The sequence below is a fragment of the Flavobacterium galactosidilyticum genome (genome assembly GCF_020911945.1).
Taxonomy (GTDB): domain Bacteria; phylum Bacteroidota; class Bacteroidia; order Flavobacteriales; family Flavobacteriaceae; genus Flavobacterium; species Flavobacterium galactosidilyticum.
This window is the reverse complement of sequence record NZ_CP087135.1, coordinates 2,034,429-2,054,778: the sequence shown is the minus strand read 5'-3', so window position 1 is coordinate 2,054,778 and position 20,350 is coordinate 2,034,429. Positions and strand designations below refer to the sequence as shown.

Sequence of the window (20,350 nt, the reverse complement as noted above, 5' to 3'; positions counted from 1 at the left end):
AACAGTAAATAACGTTATTATGTCTAATATCTATCACTACACCACGGTTTCTCAAGCATTGGATGAATTATATGAAATGGGATTTGACTTTGATTTCAATATCGACGACAGCGAAATAACACAATATCCTGATCATTGCGAAATTCAACATATATATCGATATGAGGGAGACAGTAATCCAGATGATGAAGCAACCGTTTATGGGATTAAGTCTAAAAACGGCAAAAAAGGGGTATTTGTAACTGGATTTTCAGCTAATTCCGAAAATAATGCAGCACGAATTCTAATTGACATTACCATCAAGGGAAGAGCCAAATAAACATTCAGTACTACTAATTTCAATTTCTTCTTTTGGAGCTTAATCCAGCTATCCGCTACAATCTCCATCGCCGTCTCTAAAATTTCGGAACGGCGATGGAGGATTTTCACTCTTATCTGGGCTAGGGAATTTACTAATCAAACACATATCGTAAAATATAAAATCTTTCAATATTTAAATTTTTCCATCTTTAAATTAAAACCTATATTTGCTTTCGAATAAAAATCCTATGGAACAATTTGTAGTATCGGCACGTAAATATCGTCCTCAAACATTTAAAGATGTTGTAGGGCAAAAAGCCATTACCAGCACTTTATTAAATGCCATAGAAAGCAATCACCTTGCTTCTGCCCTTTTATTCACAGGTCCTCGTGGAGTGGGCAAAACAACTTGCGCTCGTATTCTTGCTCGAAAAATAAATCAGCCAGGATATGATGATCCAAATGAAGATTTTGCCTTTAATGTTTTCGAATTAGATGCTGCTTCAAACAACTCTGTTGATGATATTAGAAATTTAATTGACCAAGTTCGTATTCCGCCACAAACGGGACAATACAAGGTGTATATTATTGACGAGGTTCACATGTTATCTTCGGCAGCTTTTAATGCTTTTTTGAAAACATTAGAAGAACCGCCTAAACACGCGATTTTCATTTTGGCAACGACCGAAAAACACAAAATTATTCCAACAATATTGTCGCGTTGTCAGATATTCGATTTCAAAAGAATCACTGTTAAGGATGCTAAAGAACATTTAGCTGAAGTTGCCACCAGTCAAGGTGTAGTTTTTGAAGACGATGCTTTACACATTATTGCTCAAAAAGCAGATGGTGCAATGCGTGATGCGCTATCTATTTTTGACAGAGTAGTTTCATTTTGCGGGAAAGATTTAACACGTCAAGCCGTTACAGAAAACTTGAATGTACTGGACTACGAAACCTACATCAACATTACTGACTTAATTCTTGAAAATAAAATCCCTGAATTACTAATGGCATTTAATGAAATCCTAGCTAAAGGATTTGATTCTCACCATTTTGTTTCTGGTTTGGCTTCTCATTTTAGAGACTTACTAGTTTCTAAAACTCCTGCCACCCTATCCTTATTAGAAGTTGGGGAACAAGCACAAAAAATGTATGGCGTTCAAGCACAAAAATGCACTCCAGAATTCCTATTGAAGGGAATCGAAATTGCTAATGATTGTGATTTAAAGTATAAATTAAGCCAAAATCAGCGACTTCTTGTTGAATTATGCCTAATGCAACTTGCCTCTATCACCTTTGATGGAGAAAAAAAAAAGTTGAGCAATTTATAATTCCTCCTACTTATTTTAGAAAGAATGATTACTCTATAATTGATACTAATATAAGTGTAAAAACTCCAAAAAGTGTAAAAATTGAAAATCACGTAGCTCCAGCTATAGGCATAAAGCCGGAAATCATATTACCTACTGCAGCTCCTACTCCCGCCGTAAAATTTACAACTCCAGAATCTACTGCTCCAAAGATTTCTGCTTTTTCATTGTCTAGCATTCGTGCCAAAAAAGCATTAGAAGAAAGTACTAAGGGAATTGTAAAAGAGGTAGCGCACTTACCAACAGAAGCATTTACAGAAACCGAAATGCTACTGCAATGGACTAAGTATGCTCAGCGTTTAGGTGATAAAGGCTATAAAATAATGGAATCCTTATTGCTTATTAATGATCCAAAACTGGATGGAACAGCAATAACAATTGAACTACCAAACGAAGGTTCTAAATTAGATTTTGAGAAAGAATTAAATGGACTTTTAGGACATTTAAAGGGGCATTTACACAATCACGATATTACAATCGAAGTAATTGTCAATGAAAGTATTGAAAACAAAAGAAGCTTTAATGATCAAGACCGTTACAACAGGCTTCTAGAAATAAATCCAAATATTGAACTTTTACGTACAACATTTGGATTAGATTTAGATGCGTAAATAATATCTTTGGACTATATTTTCCCGTAATACATTGCTTTTACAATCCCATCAGAAAGTCCAATTTTAGGTACATAAATATTTCTCGCACCACTCCATTTCATTGCATTTAGATAAATTCTTACAGCAGGAATAATTACATCGGCACGATCAGGGTTCAACGCTAATTCAGCTATTCTTTGTTCGTACGATAAGGAATTCAAAAATGCATATTGAGAATTGACATACATATATGACAAAGGTTTCTCCTGCATTTTGCCTGACATCTTAAACAATTTATTAATGTTTCCACCAGAACCTATTAATATAACTTCTTCGTAATCTTTTGTATTTACTTTGATCCATTTTTCTATTTCATCCCAAACTACATCGCAAACCATATCGTTTAGCAAACGCACCGTTCCAGCTTTAAACGATCTAGAATTGATTAATTTACCATCAGAAAACAGCGTAAACTCAGTGCTACCACCACCAACATCGACAAAAAGATAGGTTTGATCTGTTTTTATTAAATGGTGTAAATCAGTAGAAGCAATTATAGCAGCTTCTTTCTTTCCATCAATAATTTCTATCTTTATATCTGCCTTTTTCTTGATAATAGCTACAACTTCCTTTCCGTTATATGCTTCTCTCATGGCTGATGTAGCAAATGCCATATATCTTTCAATTTTATGCACTTTCATCAATAGATTAAAAGCTTTCATGGCATCACACATTCTTTCAATATTCTCTTCAGAAATTTCGCCAACAGTAAATGCATCTTGCCCAAGTCTGATGGGAACACGAACCAAGGAACTTTTATTAAATTGAGGTTCTTTTCCCTCCTGTTCTACAATATTGACCATTAGTAAACGCATGGCGTTTGAACCAATATCTATTGCAGCATATTTCTTTATTTTAATCATCTTGTTATAGATTCGTTTATTTTTGAATAAATGGATTTCGTTAGCTACAAAATTCCAACTTGGACTAATTTAGATGCTCTCTTTAATCAATTATTGAAGTTTTTCTTCAGGTTTCATCACTGCTTTAAGCTTCTTTTTATAATAATTATAAGTCTCAAACTGCGCTCTAAAAATAGGATTATGATTGCGAGGTTTATACTTGTTGTCTAGTTTATACGAATGAAAACGCACTTTTACATTCCCTTTCCAACCGATGTTAAAATTATCAATAAGCTCATTTTTTATTCCTTGATCATAGATGGGGCAAGTAACCTCGACACGTCCATCAATATTTCTGGTCATAAAATCAGCGGAAGAAATATATACCTCTGTTTGTCCTGCATTACCAAAAATATACACACGAGAATGTTCTAGATAATGATCTACAATACTTATCGCTTCGATGTTTTCACTCATTCCTGGAATTCCTGGAATCAGCGAACAAATACCTCGCACTTGAAGTTGAATCTTAACTCCTGCCTTACTAGCTTCATACAATTTATCAATCATTGGGAAGTCAGACAAACTATTCATTTTTAGCTTTATATGCGTTTTCCTACCTGCTAATGCATGAGTAATTTCTCTGTCAATTAATTTTATAAATCGTGTTCTAGTATAATGAGGAGAGACAATAAGATGTTTGTAACGGTGCACTCTATAGTTAACATCAAAAAAATCAAATATTTTCATGATATCTTTCAGAATTTGCTGATGGCTTGTAAAAAGTGTTACATCAGTATACACTTTTGCCGTAGATTCATTGAAGTTTCCGGTCGAAATGAAACCATAACGCTTTATCTTATCGTTTTCAAATCTTTCTATAACGCAAATTTTACTGTGAACTTTCAATCCTTTTATACCAAAAATAAGTTCGATACCCTCTAACTGCATTTGTTCAGCATACGAAATATTAGAAGCTTCGTCAAAGCTCGCTTGTAACTCTATTTGCACTGTTACTTTCTTTCCATTTTTAGCAGCATTTATCAGCGAACTAATAATTTGAGAATTCTTGGCTAAACGATATAATGTTATTTTAATGGATATCACTTTAGGATCTAAAGCAGCTTCACGCAAAAACTTCGTTAAGTACGAGAAAGACTGGTAGGGTGCATTTAGCAAATAGTCCTTTTCGCTAATTTTTTCAAGTATACTCCCTTCAAGACTTAATCCCGGAATAGGTAACGGATCAATAGTCTCATATAATAAATCGAATCTTCCTAGATTTGGAAAACTCATATAATCTCTTCTATTGTGATATCGTCCTCCTGGAATTATACTATCTGTAGCTTCGATTTTCATTTTGTCTAGAAAAAAAGACAAAGTATCTTCCTCAATTAATTGATCGTATATAAAACGAACGGGCTCGCCTATTCTTCGTTCTTTTACGCTAAGTGATATTTTTTCGAGCATACTTTTACTCAAATCGCTATCGATATCGAGCTGCGCATCTCGAGTAATTTTTATCATGTGAGCAGAGACACTTTTATAATCAAAAATATTAAAAATGCTACTTAAGTTATGGCGAATAACATCATCAAGGAGTATAATGTATTGCTTGTCATCATTAGATGGCAATACGACAAAACGATTTATAGTTTTAGGAATTTCGATAACAGCGTAACGAATCTCTGAATTTTCATTCATAACTAATTTAATCGCTAAATATCCAGATGTGTCCTTCAAAACCGGAAATTCAGCCAAATCATTTAAAATTATCGTTACTAATTCAGGACTCACTGTTTGGATAAAAAAGTCTTTTAGAAAAATTTCCTGTTCAGTAGAAATATCTGTTTCCGTTATGATGAAGATGTTTTTCGTTTCAAGTTCGCTTTCAATAATATTCAATATTCGTAAACTTTCTGATTGTTGCTGAATAACAATTTCAGTAATATCCTTAACTAATTGCTGAGCTGTAATCCCACCTAAATATTTTTCGCCCGTTATTCCTGACAAGCTCAACCGTCTAATAGATGCAAAACGAACTCTGAAAAACTCATCTAAATTGTTTGAAAAAATGCCTAAAAAACGCAATCTTTCTAATAACGGAACTGTGTTGTCACCAGCTTCCTGAAGTACTCTGGCGTTGAATGCTAACCAGCTTTTTTCTCTTTCAATATATTTATATTCTAATACTTTATTCATCTTAAGTTTTTGGGAAATATTGTTCTCTTAACGCTACCTCTATTTATTAAATTCCAATCATCAGTTTCAAATTTCATGTGTACAAATCCAGATGTTGGAACATTTTCTATAAAAATATCTCCAAATTTATTAACAAAATCTGTAATTGCACCATTATGTCCAAAAAGAATAACAGTTTCACACGTATTACTAAATGACCTTATAAATTTTTCCAATTTATTTTCATCGAAAGTATAAAGGTCCTCTTTATAAATGATACTTTCAAGCGGATAAGCAAAATTTTGAGCGAAAATTAATGCGGTATTTGCCGCTCTTTTTGCTGTACTGGTAAAAAATAGATATGTTTTTGGAACTCTATTTTTAACTTCATTAGAAACAAGATGCGCATCTTTAATACCTTGACAGGTCAAGCCTCTATCCTTATCATGCACTGGAACTTCCCAACTTGATTTTGCATGACGTACTACAATTAAATTTTTCATAGTTAAAAGTCTATTTAAATATTTAGAAAATTTAGTTTGACGTAATAAAAAATTACATCACAATTTACGAAAGAAAGACTAAATGCGCTTCTTTTTTGATCGATTATTTAACAGTTCTAAAAAAGCAAGCTATGGTGAACTTATATGCTAACAGTTGTAAGACAATATACCTAAATTTAACGTTTGTTTAAGTTTAATTAACTAAAATACCGATTTTTATGATTTTTATAACGTTTTAAAAGATCGAATAGAGTACTTAAACGAGTATTTGGGTATTTTATAGAAAAATTAAAAGATGTTAATTTAATTAGAATACTTTTATCCCGTTATTCATTCTTGCCCAGAATAAATAGTCCAATTTTTAAAATATAACTTATGATAATAAGTATCCCAAATCAAATTGTTGACCTACAACAAAACTCTTACTTATCGCAAAACAAATTATTCTTAATTTCTAAGAGAATAGCAAATGTTTATGTCGCACAAACGTATCAATCAAGCAATCTGATACTATTCTTCAAAAATTTAAAGTTTTTATCGATCATTATGAAAACCATAAATTCTTTCTTGTTTTCTAAAGCTCGCATAACAAATTTTCTAAAATTAAATAAGCACACATTTTCAGCCAATACATTAGCTTAACAAAGTAGTAAGTTCTTTATTTTTAAAATCCGAATATTTAAGATTTTAAAAATAAATAATAACTATAAAAACTAAAATTGCCTAATTAAAATCCAAAAAAAATAATATAAACCATAAATCATGAATACATCATTAAACAGCATCAAAAATAGCACTTTCACTTTTCTAGTATTACTTGTTTTTTCAGGCCAGCTATTTGCTCAATCTTCACCTATTAAAATAACTGAATTAAGTTCTTATCTGCTTAATAAACCAGCGGCAAGCAAACAAAGAATGGCAGCTTCAAGTAGTCAAAGCATAGAAGATTTAGTTTTTAAATCGCAGTCAGCAGTTTATTTATCTAGTGGTGTCGTAAAAACGTATGGAGATTATCCTACTTGTCTATACACTGATGCTCAGTCTTTGTCAGGAATTGGAGATCCAAGTATTTTAAAAAATAATATTGAAATTATTAATATAACATTAAAGAATAGATCCGACTTAAACTATAAAGTTGACCTGATGCAATTTTCAGAATTTAGTAGCTTGAAATATTTCTATTTCAATAGTGATTTTACTATAACCGAACAGGAAATTGCAAATATGATAGTAAACTATAATGACCAATATAGCATATTTTATAAAATAGACAAAGCAGAATAGTTGTACCAACCTACAAAACACAGTAAACATGAATAAAATCTACTTTAAAAATATAAATTCCAAATTTCTTTATTTAGTATTAATTATTACAGTTTTATTTGGAAATATATTTGCAGCTTCTGCTCAAGTAAAGGTATCCTTTACACAAAGGGCTTCAACTACTGCTCCTTTTACTAAAAATTATAAAGTGAAGGGGGATTTTACCGTAATTGGAAATACTAATTTAACTTTAGAAAATTACGGAGACAATACTAATAACTCAAACAACAAAATGGTATATGTTGATGTGGATGGAGTTAAGAACACCTTTAATTCTTCATCTTCAACATTAGTTTTACCTACGGACGATGGTAAAGCTTCTGATTGCTCCAATATTGTATTTGCTGGTTTGTATTGGACAGGTAGATCTTCGAATAGTAATAGAAGCAGTAAAACTTTTTCTGTAACTAAAGGTGGCGTTACTAAGGCTTTTGATAAAAGTAAAATTTATTTAAAAGGTCCTAATGACGGTAGTTACACCACAATTTCAGCAAACAAAAATGGGAGTAATGACGAAATTTATTACCCAACAACAGCAGATGGATTGATGTATTCAGCTTATGCTGATGTTACCAATTTTGTAAAAAATCGTGGTATTGGACAATATACTGCCGCTGACATTGCTTTAGTAGAAGGAAATGGTGGAAGTACTGGATACTACGGTGGTTGGTCAATGATTGTGATTTATGAAAATTCTGCCATGAAAAACAGGGATATAACTGTTTTTGATGGTCACGCATACGTAGCAGGTAGTGCTACTTTGAATTATGACATAGATATTAATGGATTTAATGCGGTTCAAACAGGTGAAGTAGGGATTAAAGTAGGAGTAATTGCAGGTGAAGGGGATCGTGATATCGCTGGAGATTATTTTAAAATTCAACAAAAATACACTACTACCTATGCAGACCTTAATCATTCTGGAAACACAACAGATAATTTCTTTAACTCTTCTATTCAAACGGGAGGAAATGCAAGAACTCCAAACTTGATTAACAATACAGGTCTGGACATTAGTATGTTTAAAATTCCAAATACTAATAATACTATTATAGGGAACAATCAAACTACAACAAAATTTAGATATGGTTCAACTCAAGATACTTATGTAATTTTCGCTCTGGCAATGGCTGTTGATGCCTATGTTCCGGAAATGGAAGGTGTTCTTTCTACTACAACAATCAATGGCAGTCCTGTCGTAGGAGCTGGTCCATTTACTGCACAACCAGGGCAAGAATTAGGATATAAAGTTCAAATTAAAAATAAAGGAACCGAAAGTATAAAGAATTCAAAAATTGTAATTCCTGTTCCATACAATGCAACCTATGTTGCTAATAGCGCTACAAAAACTGTTAATTTTAGTCCGTTACCAACGCCAAATAGTTTGACATTTGATCCTACTCTTGGAGCAAATGGATCTATTGTTTGGGACATTGGCACATTACCACTACCTACAAATCCAAATACAGTTTTAGGCGAACTTACTTTTAAATTTAAGACAACTGAAAACTGTGCATTACTAAAAAACACAAGCTGTGACAATAATATTTTAGTAGGCGGTTTAATGAGCGGTACTGGTACTACCTCTTTGGTAAATATTGCAGATAGGCCATTAATTCAAGGTTATTCAACTAGCGGAATTTGTCAAGGAAATGCAATACCTACTCCTCTATCAATCGCTATTGATGCAAATGCTTATATAGCCGCCAATTGCCAGGCTACGCCTACTGTAACTGCATTCACATTTTGCAAAGAAGGAACTACAATTCCTATTACGGACATAGCTGGTGCTTTTCCTCCTGGATCAACATTCTATGATTCACTTGCAAAAACGAATCAGTACACAACTAGTAATCCATTCCCGGCTACCGTAGGGACTAAAACCTATTATGCGATTCCTGCTGGAGCAAGTAGTAGTTGTTATTTCGAATTCACCATTACTGTAACAAGTATTACGTCAACCCCTACCACTACAGATGTGCAATATTGTTTAGGTGATACTGCTATTGCTTTAACAGCTGTTCCTACCAATCCTGCTTTTTCGCTATATTATTACACAAGTCTAACTTCGTCAGCGCAATCATCAATAATACCGCTAACAGATACAGTAGGAGAAGTAACTTATTATGTTGCTGAAGGACAAACTAATTCTTGTATCGGTCCAAAAAAAGCTATTAAGGTAATTATTAATGGAAAACCATCATTAAGTCTTGCTAGTAAAACAGAAATAAAATGTTTTGGAACTACGACAGGAAGTATTGACATTAATACAACGGGTGGAACTGCACCGTTTAACTACACTTGGACAAAAGATGGTAATCCATTCAGTGCAACAACTGAAGATATCAATAACTTATCAGCTGGTCTATATGTAGTGACTGTTTCAGATAAAAATAATTGTTCGTCTGCACAATTATCAGTTACAATCAATGCTGCTCCAGCGCAATTAGTGTTAACGGCTACTGCTGCTCCAATTGCTTGTTTCGGTGATACAACTAGCGTTATTTTAACTACAGTTGGAGGTACAGGTACTTATACTTACGATGCTGCAAATCCTGCTATTACTGCTGTAGCTGCTGGAACCTATACCTATAAAGTGAAAGATGCCAATGGTTGTGAGGCTACTGCTTCAGTGACTATTGCTGCTGCTCCAGCGCAATTAGTGTTAACGGCTACTGCTGCTCCAATTGCTTGTTTCGGTGGTACAACTACTGTAACTTTAACTACAGTTGGAGGTACAGGTACTTATACTTACGATGCTGCAAATCCTGCTATTACTGCTGTAGCTGCAGGAACCTATACCTATAAAGTAACGGACGCTAATGGTTGTGAGGCTACTGCTTCAGTGACTATTGCTGCTGCTCCAGCGCAATTAGTGTTAACGGCTACTGCTGCTCCAATTGCTTGTTTCGGTGGTACAACTACTGTAACTTTAACTACAGTTGGAGGTACAGGTACTTATACTTACGATGCTGCAAATCCTGCTATTACTGCTGTAGCTGCTGGAACCTATACCTATAAAGTGAAAGATGCCAATGGTTGTGAGGCTACTGCTTCAGTGACTATTGCTGCTGCTCCAGCGCAATTAGTGTTGACGGCTACTGCTGCTCCAATTGCTTGTTTCGGTGGTACAACTACTGTAACTTTAACTACAGTTGGAGGTACAGGTACTTATACTTACGATGCTGCAAATCCTGCTATTACTGCTGTAGCTGCTGGAACCTATACCTATAAAGTGAAAGATGCCAATGGTTGTGAGGCTACTGCTTCAGTGACTATTGCTGCTGCTCCAGCGCAATTAGTGTTAACGGCTACTGCTGCTCCAATTGCTTGTTTCGGTGGTACAACTACTGTAACTTTAACTACAGTTGGAGGTACAGGTACTTATACTTACGATGCTGCAAATCCTGCTATTACTGCTGTAGCTGCTGGAACCTATACCTATAAAGTGAAAGATGCCAATGGTTGTGAGGCTACTGCTTCAGTGACTATTGCTGCTGCTCCAGCGCAATTAGTGTTGACTGCTACTGCTGCTCCAATTGCTTGTTTCGGTGGTACAACTACTGTAACTTTAACTACAGTTGGAGGTACAGGTACTTATACTTACGATGCTGCAAATCCTGCTATTACTGCTGTAGCTGCTGGAACCTATACCTATAAAGTGAAAGATGCCAATGGTTGTGAGGCTACTGCTTCAGTGACTATTGCTGCTGCTCCAGCGCAATTAGTGTTAACGGCTACTGCTGCTCCAATTGCTTGTTTCGGTGGTACAACTACTGTAACTTTAACTACAGTTGGAGGTACAGGTACTTATACTTACGATGCTGCAAATCCTGCTATTACTGCTGTAGCTGCAGGAACCTATACCTATAAAGTAACGGACGCTAATGGTTGTGAGGCTACTGCTTCAGTGACTATTGCTGCTGCTCCAGCGCAATTAGTGTTGACTGCTACTGCTGCTCCAATTGCTTGTTTCGGTGGTACAACTACTGTAACTTTAACTACAGTTGGAGGTACAGGTACTTATACTTACGATGCTGCAAATCCTGCTATTACTGCTGTAGCTGCTGGAACCTATACCTATAAAGTGAAAGATGCCAATGGTTGTGAGGCTACTGCTTCAGTGACTATTGCTGCTGCTCCAGCGCAATTAGTGTTAACGGCTACTGCTGCTCCAATTGCTTGTTTCGGTGGTACAACTACTGTAACTTTAACTACAGTTGGAGGTACAGGTACTTATACTTACGATGCTGCAAATCCTGCTATTACTGCTGTAGCTGCTGGAACCTATACCTATAAAGTAACGGACGCTAATGGTTGTGAAGCTACTGCTTCGGTAACTATTAGTGCTGCTCCAGCGCAATTAGTGTTAACGGCTACTGCTGCTCCAATTGCTTGTTTCGGTGGTACAACTACTGTAACTTTAACTACAGTTGGAGGTACAGGTACTTATACTTACGATGCTGCAAATCCTGCTATTACTGCTGTAGCTGCTGGAACCTATACCTATAAAGTGAAAGATGCCAATGGTTGTGAGGCTACTGCTTCAGTGACTATTGCTGCTGCTCCAGCGCAATTAGTGTTAACGGCTACTGCTGCTCCAATTGCTTGTTTCGGTGGTACAACTACTGTAACTTTAACTACAGTTGGAGGTACAGGTACTTATACTTACGATGCTGCAAATCCTGCTATTACTGCTGTAGCTGCTGGAACCTATACCTATAAAGTGAAAGATGCCAATGGTTGTGAGGCTACTGCTTCAGTGACTATTGCTGCTGCTCCAGCGCAATTAGTGTTAACGGCTACTGCTGCTCCAATTGCTTGTTTCGGTGGTACAACTACTGTAACTTTAACTACAGTTGGAGGTACAGGTACTTATACTTACGATGCTGCAAATCCTGCTATTACTGCTGTAGCTGCTGGAACCTATACCTATAAAGTAACGGACGCTAATGGTTGTGAGGCTACTGCTTCAGTGACTATTGCTGCTGCTCCAGCGCAATTAGTGTTAACGGCTACTGCTGCTCCAATTTCATGTTTCGGTGGTACAACTAGCGTTATTTTAAATACAACTGGTGGTACTGGAACGTATACGTACGATGCTGCTAATCCTGCAATCACTGCTTTAACTGCTGGAACCTATACCTATAAAGTGAAAGATGCTAATGGTTGTGAAGCTACTGCTTCAGTTACTATTGATGCTGCTCCTACTCAAGTAGTGTTAACGGCTACGGCTGCTCCAATTTCTTGTTTCGGTGGTACAACTAGCGTTATTTTAAATACAACTGGTGGTACTGGAACGTATACGTACGATGCTGCTAATCCTGCAATCACTGCTTTAACTGCTGGAACCTATACTTATAAAGTGAAAGATGCTAATGGTTGTGAAGCTACTGCTTCAGTTACTATTGATGCTGCTCCTACTCAAGTAGTGTTAACGGCTACGGCTGCTCCAATTTCTTGTTTCGGTGGTACAACTAGCGTTATTTTAAATACAACTGGTGGTACTGGAACGTATACGTACGATGCTGCTAATCCTGCAATCACTGCTTTAACTGCTGGAACCTATACTTATAAAGTGAAAGATGCTAATGGTTGTGAAGCTACTGCTTCGGTTACTATTGATGCTGCTCCTACTCAAGTAGTGTTAACGGCTACAGCTGCTCCAATTTCATGTTTCGGTGGTACAACTAGCGTTATTTTAAATACAACTGGTGGTACTGGAACGTATACGTACGATGCTGCTAATCCTGCAATCACTGCTTTAACTGCTGGAACCTATACCTATAAAGTGAAAGATGCTAATGGTTGTGAAGCTACTGCTTCAGTTACTATTGATGCTGCTCCTACTCAAGTAGTGTTAACGGCTACGGCTGCTCCAATTTCTTGTTTCGGTGGTACAACTAGCGTTATTTTAAATACAACTGGTGGTACTGGAACGTATACGTACGATGCTGCTAATCCTGCAATCACTGCTTTAACTGCTGGAACCTATACTTATAAAGTGAAAGATGCTAATGGTTGTGAAGCTACTGCTTCAGTTACTATTGATGCTGCTCCTACTCAAGTAGTGTTAACGGCTACGGCTGCTCCAATTTCTTGTTTCGGTGGTACAACTAGCGTTATTTTAAATACAACTGGTGGTACTGGAACGTATACGTACGATGCTGCTAATCCTGCAATCACTGCTTTAACTGCTGGAACCTATACTTATAAAGTGAAAGATGCTAATGGTTGTGAAGCTACTGCTTCGGTTACTATTGATGCTGCTCCTACTCAAGTAGTGTTAACGGCTACAGCTGCTCCAATTTCATGTTTCGGTGGTACAACTAGCGTTATTTTAAATACAACTGGTGGTACTGGAACGTATACGTACGATGCTGCTAATCCTGCAATCACTGCTTTAACTGCTGGAACTTATACTTATAAAGTGAAAGATGCCAATGGTTGTGAAGCTACTGCTTCGGTAACTATTAGTGCTGCTCCAGCGCAATTAGTGTTGACTGCTACTGCTGCTCCAATTGCTTGTTTCGGTGGTACAACTACTGTAACTTTAACTACAGTTGGAGGTACAGGTACTTATACGTACGATGCTGCAAATCCTGCTATTACTGCTGTAGCTGCTGGAACCTATACCTATAAAGTGAAAGATGCCAATGGTTGTGAAGCTACTGCTTCAGTGACTATTGCTGCTGCTCCAACGCAATTAGTGTTAACGGCTACGGCTGCTCCAATTTCTTGTTTCGGTGGTACAACTAGCGTTATTTTAAATACAACTGGTGGTACTGGAACTTATACGTACGATGCTGCTAATCCTGCAATCACTGCTTTAACTGCTGGAACCTATACTTATAAAGTGAAAGATGCTAATGGTTGTGAAGCTACTGCTTCGGTTACTATTGATGCTGCTCCTACTCAAGTAGTGTTAACGGCTACAGCTGCTCCAATTTCATGTTTCGGTGGTACAACTAGCGTTATTTTAAATACAACTGGTGGTACTGGAACGTATACGTACGATGCTGCTAATCCTGCAATCACTGCTTTAACTGCTGGAACCTATACTTATAAAGTGAAAGATGCTAATGGTTGTGAAGCTACTGCTTCGGTTACTATTGATGCTGCTCCTACTCAAGTAGTGTTAACGGCTACAGCTGCTCCAATTTCATGTTTCGGTGGTACAACTAGCGTTATTTTAAATACAACTGGTGGTACTGGAACGTATACGTACGATGCTGCTAATCCTGCAATCACTGCTTTAACTGCTGGAACCTATACCTATAAAGTGAAAGATGCTAATGGTTGTGAAGCTACTGCTTCGGTTACTATTGATGCTGCTCCTACTCAAGTAGTGTTAACGGCTACAGCTGCTCCAATTTCATGTTTCGGTGGTACAACTAGCGTTATTTTAAATACAACTGGTGGTACTGGAACGTATACGTACGATGCTGCTAATCCTGCAATCACTGCTTTAACTGCTGGAACCTATACCTATAAAGTGAAAGATGCTAATGGTTGTGAAGCTACTGCTTCAGTGACTATTGCTGCTGCTCCAGCGCAATTAGTGTTAACGGCTACGGCTGCTCCAATTTCTTGTTTCGGTGGTACAACTAGCGTTATTTTAAATACAACTGGTGGTACTGGAACGTATACGTACGATGCTGCTAATCCTGCAATCACTGCTTTAACTGCTGGAACCTATACTTATAAAGTGAAAGATGCTAATGGTTGTGAAGCTACTGCTTCGGTTACTATTGATGCTGCTCCTACTCAAGTAGTGTTAACGGCTACAGCTGCTCCAATTTCATGTTTCGGTGGTACAACTAGCGTTATTTTAAATACAACTGGTGGTACTGGAACGTATACGTACGATGCTGCTAATCCTGCAATCACTGCTTTAACTGCTGGAACTTATACTTATAAAGTGAAAGATGCCAATGGTTGTGAAGCTACTGCTTCGGTAACTATTAGTGCTGCTCCAGCGCAATTAGTGTTGACTGCTACTGCTGCTCCAATTGCTTGTTTCGGTGGTACAACTACTGTAACTTTAACTACAGTTGGAGGTACAGGTACTTATACGTACGATGCTGCAAATCCTGCTATTACTGCTGTAGCTGCTGGAACCTATACCTATAAAGTGAAAGATGCCAATGGTTGTGAAGCTACTGCTTCAGTGACTATTGCTGCTGCTCCAACGCAATTAGTGTTAACGGCTACGGCTGCTCCAATTTCTTGTTTCGGTGGTACAACTAGCGTTATTTTAAATACAACTGGTGGTACTGGAACTTATACGTACGATGCTGCTAATCCTGCAATCACTGCTTTAACTGCTGGAACCTATACTTATAAAGTGAAAGATGCTAATGGTTGTGAAGCTACTGCTTCGGTTACTATTGATGCTGCTCCTACTCAAGTAGTGTTAACGGCTACAGCTGCTCCAATTTCATGTTTCGGTGGTACAACTAGCGTTATTTTAAATACAACTGGTGGTACTGGAACGTATACGTACGATGCTGCTAATCCTGCAATCACTGCTTTAACTGCTGGAACCTATACCTATAAAGTGAAAGATGCTAATGGTTGTGAAGCTACTGCTTCGGTTACTATTGATGCTGCTCCTACTCAAGTAGTGTTAACGGCTACAGCTGCTCCAATTTCATGTTTCGGTGGTACAACTAGCGTTATTTTAAATACAACTGGTGGTACTGGAACGTATACGTACGATGCTGCTAATCCTGCAATCACTGCTTTAACTGCTGGAACCTATACCTATAAAGTGAAAGATGCTAATGGTTGTGAAGCTACTGCTTCGGTTACTATTGATGCTGCTCCTACTCAAGTAGTGTTAACGGCTACAGCTGCTCCAATTTCATGTTTCGGTGGTACAACTAGCGTTATTTTAAATACAACTGGTGGTACTGGAACGTATACGTACGATGCTGCTAATCCTGCAATCACTGCTTTAACTGCTGGAACCTATACCTATAAAGTGAAAGATGCTAATGGTTGTGAAGCTACTGCTTCAGTGACTATTGCTGCTGCTCCAGCGCAATTAGTGTTAACGGCTACGGCTGCTCCAATTGCTTGTTTCGGTGGTACAACTACTGTAACTTTAACTACAGTTGGAGGTACAGGTACTTATACTTACGATGCTGCTAATCCTGCTATTACTGCTGTAGCTGCTGGAACCTATACCTATAAAGTGAAAGATGCCAATGGTTGTGAAGCTACTGCTTCGGTAACTATTAGTGCTGCTCCAGCGCAATTAGTGTTGACTGCTACTGCTGCTCCAATTGCTTGTTTCGGTGGTACAACTACTGTAACTTTAACTACAGTTGGAGGTACAGGTACTTATACGTACGATGCTGCAAATCCTGCTATTACTGCTGTAGCTGCTGGAACCTATACCTATAAAGTGAAAGATGCCAATGGTTGTGAAGCTACTGCTTCAGTGACTATTGCTGCTGCTCCAACGCAATTAGTGTTAACGGCTACGGCTGCTCCAATTTCTTGTTTCGGTGGTACAACTAGCGTTATTTTAAATACAACTGGTGGTACTGGAACTTATACGTACGATGCTGCTAATCCTGCAATCACTGCTTTAACTGCTGGAACCTATACTTATAAAGTGAAAGATGCTAATGGTTGTGAAGCTACTGCTTCGGTTACTATTGATGCTGCTCCTACTCAAGTAGTGTTAACGGCTACAGCTGCTCCAATTTCATGTTTCGGTGGTACAACTAGCGTTATTTTAAATACAACTGGTGGTACTGGAACGTATACGTACGATGCTGCTAATCCTGCAATCACTGCTTTAACTGCTGGAACCTATACCTATAAAGTGAAAGATGCTAATGGTTGTGAAGCTACTGCTTCGGTTACTATTGATGCTGCTCCTACTCAAGTAGTGTTAACGGCTACAGCTGCTCCAATTTCATGTTTCGGTGGTACAACTAGCGTTATTTTAAATACAACTGGTGGTACTGGAACTTATACGTACGATGCTGCTAATCCTGCAATCACTGCTTTAACTGCTGGAACCTATACTTATAAAGTGAAAGATGCTAATGGTTGTGAAGCTACTGCTTCGGTTACTATTGATGCTGCTCCTACTCAAGTAGTGTTAACGGCTACAGCTGCTCCAATTTCATGTTTCGGTGGTACAACTAGCGTTATTTTAAATACAACTGGTGGTACTGGAACGTATACGTACGATGCTGCTAATCCTGCAATCACTGCTTTAACTGCTGGAACCTATACCTATAAAGTGAAAGATGCTAATGGTTGTGAAGCTACTGCTTCAGTGACTATTGCTGCTGCTCCAGCGCAATTAGTGTTAACGGCTACGGCTGCTCCAATTGCTTGTTTCGGTGGTACAACTACTGTAACTTTAACTACAGTTGGAGGTACAGGTACTTATACTTACGATGCTGCAAATCCTGCTATTACTGCTGTAGCTGCTGGAACCTATACCTATAAAGTGAAAGATGCCAATGGTTGTGAGGCTACTGCTTCGGTAACTATTAGTGCTGCTCCAGCGCAATTAGTGTTAACTGCTACTGCTGCTCCAATTGCTTGTTTCGGTGGTACAACTACTGTAACTTTAACTACAGTTGGAGGTACAGGTACTTATACTTACGATGCTGCTAATCCTGCTATTACTGCTGTAGCTGCTGGAACCTATACCTATAAAGTGAAAGATGCCAATGGTTGTGAGGCTACTGCTTCAGTGACTATTACCCAACCTGCAGCAGCAATTACTTCAGTAGCTATTGTAACAAATAATAGCAATTGTGTGGGATGTAGTAATGGCACCATAACGCAAACTGTTTCTGGAGGAACTTCTCCATATACCTACTTATGGTCAAATGGTGCTACAACAAAAGATCTTACTAATTTGACAAAAGGCACGTATAGCGTTGAAATTAAAGACCAAAATGGTTGTACCGGAAATTATACTTATGCAGTTACAGAATCAGGTATTGCTCTTGTGAAAACAGCAACAGTGAGTGGAACGGGTAAAGTGGGTGATGTGATCACGTATACTTTTGCAGTAACCAATACTGGAAATACTTCACTTACGAATGTAGTAGTGATTGATCCAATGGTAGGTTTAACCATTACTGGAAACCCAATTGCAACTCTTGCAGTAGGCGCTTCTAATGCCACTATCAAAGGAACGTACACCATTACTCAGGCAGATATCGATGCGGGCAAAGTAGTCAACACGGCTTTAGCTACGGCGAAAGATCCAAAAGGAAATGACGTAACGGATATCTCTGGTACTTCAGTTGATAACAACACCCCTACTGACACTCCGCTAACGCAAAATCCAAGTATTGCTCTTGTGAAAACAGCAACAGTGAGTGGAACGGGTAAAGTGGGTGATGTGATTACCTATACTTTTGCAGTAACCAATACTGGAAATACTTCGCTTACGAATGTAGTAGTAACCGATCCAATGGTAGGTTTAACCATTACTGGAAACCCAATTGCAACTCTTGCAGTAGGGGCTTCTAATGCCACTATCAAAGGAACGTACACCATTACTCAGGCAGATATCGATGCGGGTAAAGTAGTTAACACGGCTTTAGCAACGGCTCAAGATCCAAAAGGAAATGACATAACAGATATCTCTGGTACTTCAGTTGATAACAACACCCCTACTGACACTCCGCTAACGCAAAATCCAAGTATTGCTCTTGTGAAAACAGCAACAGTGAGTGGAACGGGTAAAGTGGGTGATGTAATCACTTATACTTTTGCAGTAACCAATACTGGAAATACTTCGCTTACGAATGTAGTAGTAACTGATCCAATGGTAGGTTTAACCATTACTGGAAACCCAATTGCAACTCTTGCAGTAGGCGCTTCTAATGCCACTATCAAAGGAACGTACACCATTACTCAGGCCGATATCGATGCGGGCAAAGTAGTCAACACGGCTTTAGCTACGGCTCAAGATCCAAAAGGAAATGACGTAACAGATATCTCTGGTACTTCAGTTGATAACAACACCCCTACTGACACTCCGCTAACGCAAAAAGGAAGTATTGTCTTGGTGAAAAAAGGCGTGTTTGCTGACACTAATAATGATGGTTTTGCTCAAGCGGGTGAAAAAATCAATTATAGTTTCACAGTAACAAACACTGGAAATGTAACAGTTACTAATATCGCTATTGCCGATCCAATGCCAGGATTGACTATCACGAATAGCCCAATCGCTTCTCTCCTTGCTGGAGCAAATGCAACAGTAACTGGAACATATATCCTTACTCAAGCTGATGTTGATGCTGGTAAAGTGACTAACTCGGCTCTAGCAACTGGTAAAGATCCTAACGGAAAAGATGTGAAAGATATTTCTGGAACTACTGTAGAAAATGATACGCCTACTACTACTCCATTAGTACAAAGTGCAAAATTAGAAGTTGTTAAAACCGCTTCGACAGATGGTTATAGTTTAGCAGGAGATGTAATTAGTTATACTATCGAAGTGAAAAACACGGGTACTGTATCCTTGTATCAAATACTAGTAACTGACCCATTAACTGGATTGAGTACAACTATAGCAAGCTTAGCACCTGGTCGTTCTCAACTATTTAACGAAAACTATACGATAACTAAAATTGATCTAGTAAATAATACTGTTTCTAATACTGCTACTGCAAATGGATTTACGCCAAATAACACTAGTATCAGCGCTTCAGACTCTGTAGATGTTGAAAAGTCTCTAGTATTAGGTTGTGGAACAATTCTAGTTCATAATGCCTTCTCTCCAAATGGAGACGGAATAAATGATGTATTTACAATTGATAACATTGGTGATACTTCTTGTTATCCTGAGAATACAGTTGAAATTTATAACCGCTGGGGTGTATTAGTTTTTGAAACTAAAAACTATAACAACCAAAGTAATAATTTCGAAGGTATCTCTCGTGGAAGAACAACTATTAGCCAATCGACTGGTTTACCAACTGGAACGTATTTCTACATTTTAAATTACACTTCCGTTGATGGAAATGGTGATATTCAAACTAATAAAAAGGACGGGTACTTATACCTTACCAAATAATTTTAACTAATTTTAAATCCTGAGGATTACTAAATTTTCCTCAGGATTAAAATATAGAATTAGCTAATACATTTAGCACTAATAACATTATTCTAATCGGAATTGT

The 20,350-nt window shown here is 37.5% G+C and carries 9 protein-coding genes; 5 read left to right on the top strand and 4 right to left on the bottom strand.

Translation table 11 applies throughout. The features are described 5' to 3' along the window. The first annotated feature begins 19 nt into the window (after positions 1–19). Together LNP27_RS08995 and dnaX are read left to right on the top strand one after the other, a co-directional pair. Positions 20–319 carry a hypothetical protein gene (locus LNP27_RS08995; protein ID WP_229941311.1) on the top strand — a complete coding sequence of 100 codons (300 nt, stop codon included), beginning with the start codon at positions 20–22 and terminating at the stop codon, positions 317–319. Positions 320–548: 229 nt separating this feature from the next. Then, on the top strand, positions 549–1,634 hold the full coding sequence (dnaX, locus tag LNP27_RS08990; protein ID WP_229941310.1) for a DNA polymerase III subunit gamma/tau: 1,086 nt from the start codon (positions 549–551) through the stop codon (positions 1,632–1,634). 88 nt (positions 1,635–1,722) lie between these two features. Here the strand turns inward: dnaX and LNP27_RS15245 are convergent, their stop codons facing one another. Further along, a complete protein-coding gene (locus LNP27_RS15245) occupies positions 1,723–1,851 on the bottom strand; it encodes a hypothetical protein (protein WP_255673692.1) in 129 nt (42 codons plus the stop codon). Between LNP27_RS15245 and LNP27_RS08985 the strand changes: the two genes are divergently transcribed. Beyond that, complete coding sequence (locus tag LNP27_RS08985; protein ID WP_229941309.1) at positions 1,841–2,284, top strand: DNA polymerase III subunit gamma/tau; 444 nt, start codon at positions 1,841–1,843, stop codon at positions 2,282–2,284. The two genes, LNP27_RS15245 and LNP27_RS08985, sit on opposite strands and share 11 nt — an antisense overlap. Before the next feature lie 14 nt (positions 2,285–2,298). Here LNP27_RS08985 and LNP27_RS08980 read toward each other — a convergent pair whose 3' ends face one another. The 3 genes from LNP27_RS08980 to LNP27_RS08970 form a co-directional block, all read right to left on the bottom strand. Next, positions 2,299–3,189 carry a Ppx/GppA phosphatase family protein gene (locus LNP27_RS08980; RefSeq protein WP_229941308.1) on the bottom strand — a complete coding sequence of 297 codons (891 nt, stop codon included), beginning with the start codon at positions 3,187–3,189 and terminating at the stop codon, positions 2,299–2,301. A 90-nt stretch (positions 3,190–3,279) separates the two neighbouring features. Continuing rightward, positions 3,280–5,370 carry a polyphosphate kinase 1 gene (gene ppk1, locus LNP27_RS08975; protein WP_229941307.1) on the bottom strand — a complete coding sequence of 697 codons (2,091 nt, stop codon included), beginning with the start codon at positions 5,368–5,370 and terminating at the stop codon, positions 3,280–3,282. Further along, complete coding sequence (locus LNP27_RS08970) at positions 5,367–5,852, bottom strand: SixA phosphatase family protein (RefSeq protein WP_229941306.1); 486 nt, start codon at positions 5,850–5,852, stop codon at positions 5,367–5,369. The genes ppk1 and LNP27_RS08970 overlap by 4 nt, the downstream gene beginning before the upstream one ends. Positions 5,853–6,614: 762 nt before the next feature. Between LNP27_RS08970 and LNP27_RS08965 the strand changes: the two genes are divergently transcribed. Both LNP27_RS08965 and LNP27_RS08960 read left to right on the top strand, forming a co-directional pair. Then, positions 6,615–7,136: a hypothetical protein gene (locus LNP27_RS08965; RefSeq protein WP_229941305.1), complete on the top strand. Its 522-nt coding sequence runs from the start codon at positions 6,615–6,617 to the stop codon at positions 7,134–7,136. Between the two features lie 28 nt (positions 7,137–7,164). After that, entirely contained in the window at positions 7,165–20,244 is a 13,080-nt protein-coding gene (locus tag LNP27_RS08960; protein ID WP_229941304.1) for a DUF7507 domain-containing protein, read from the top strand. Positions 20,245–20,350 lie beyond the last annotated feature (106 nt).

What these genes read in the sequence shown, in the direction of transcription:
- LNP27_RS08995 (WP_229941311.1), top strand. Translation starts at nt 20, where the DNA reads ATGTCTAATATCTATCACTACACCACGGTTTCTCAAGCATTGGATGAA.
- dnaX (WP_229941310.1), top strand. Translation starts at nt 549, where the DNA reads ATGGAACAATTTGTAGTATCGGCACGTAAATATCGTCCTCAAACATTT.
- LNP27_RS15245 (WP_255673692.1), bottom strand. Translation starts at nt 1,851, where the DNA reads ATGCTAGACAATGAAAAAGCAGAAATCTTTGGAGCAGTAGATTCTGGA.
- LNP27_RS08980 (WP_229941308.1), bottom strand. Translation starts at nt 3,189, where the DNA reads ATGATTAAAATAAAGAAATATGCTGCAATAGATATTGGTTCAAACGCC.
- ppk1 (WP_229941307.1), bottom strand. Translation starts at nt 5,370, where the DNA reads ATGAATAAAGTATTAGAATATAAATATATTGAAAGAGAAAAAAGCTGG.
- LNP27_RS08970 (WP_229941306.1), bottom strand. Translation starts at nt 5,852, where the DNA reads ATGAAAAATTTAATTGTAGTACGTCATGCAAAATCAAGTTGGGAAGTT.
- LNP27_RS08965 (WP_229941305.1), top strand. Translation starts at nt 6,615, where the DNA reads ATGAATACATCATTAAACAGCATCAAAAATAGCACTTTCACTTTTCTA.
- LNP27_RS08960 (WP_229941304.1), top strand. Translation starts at nt 7,165, where the DNA reads ATGAATAAAATCTACTTTAAAAATATAAATTCCAAATTTCTTTATTTA.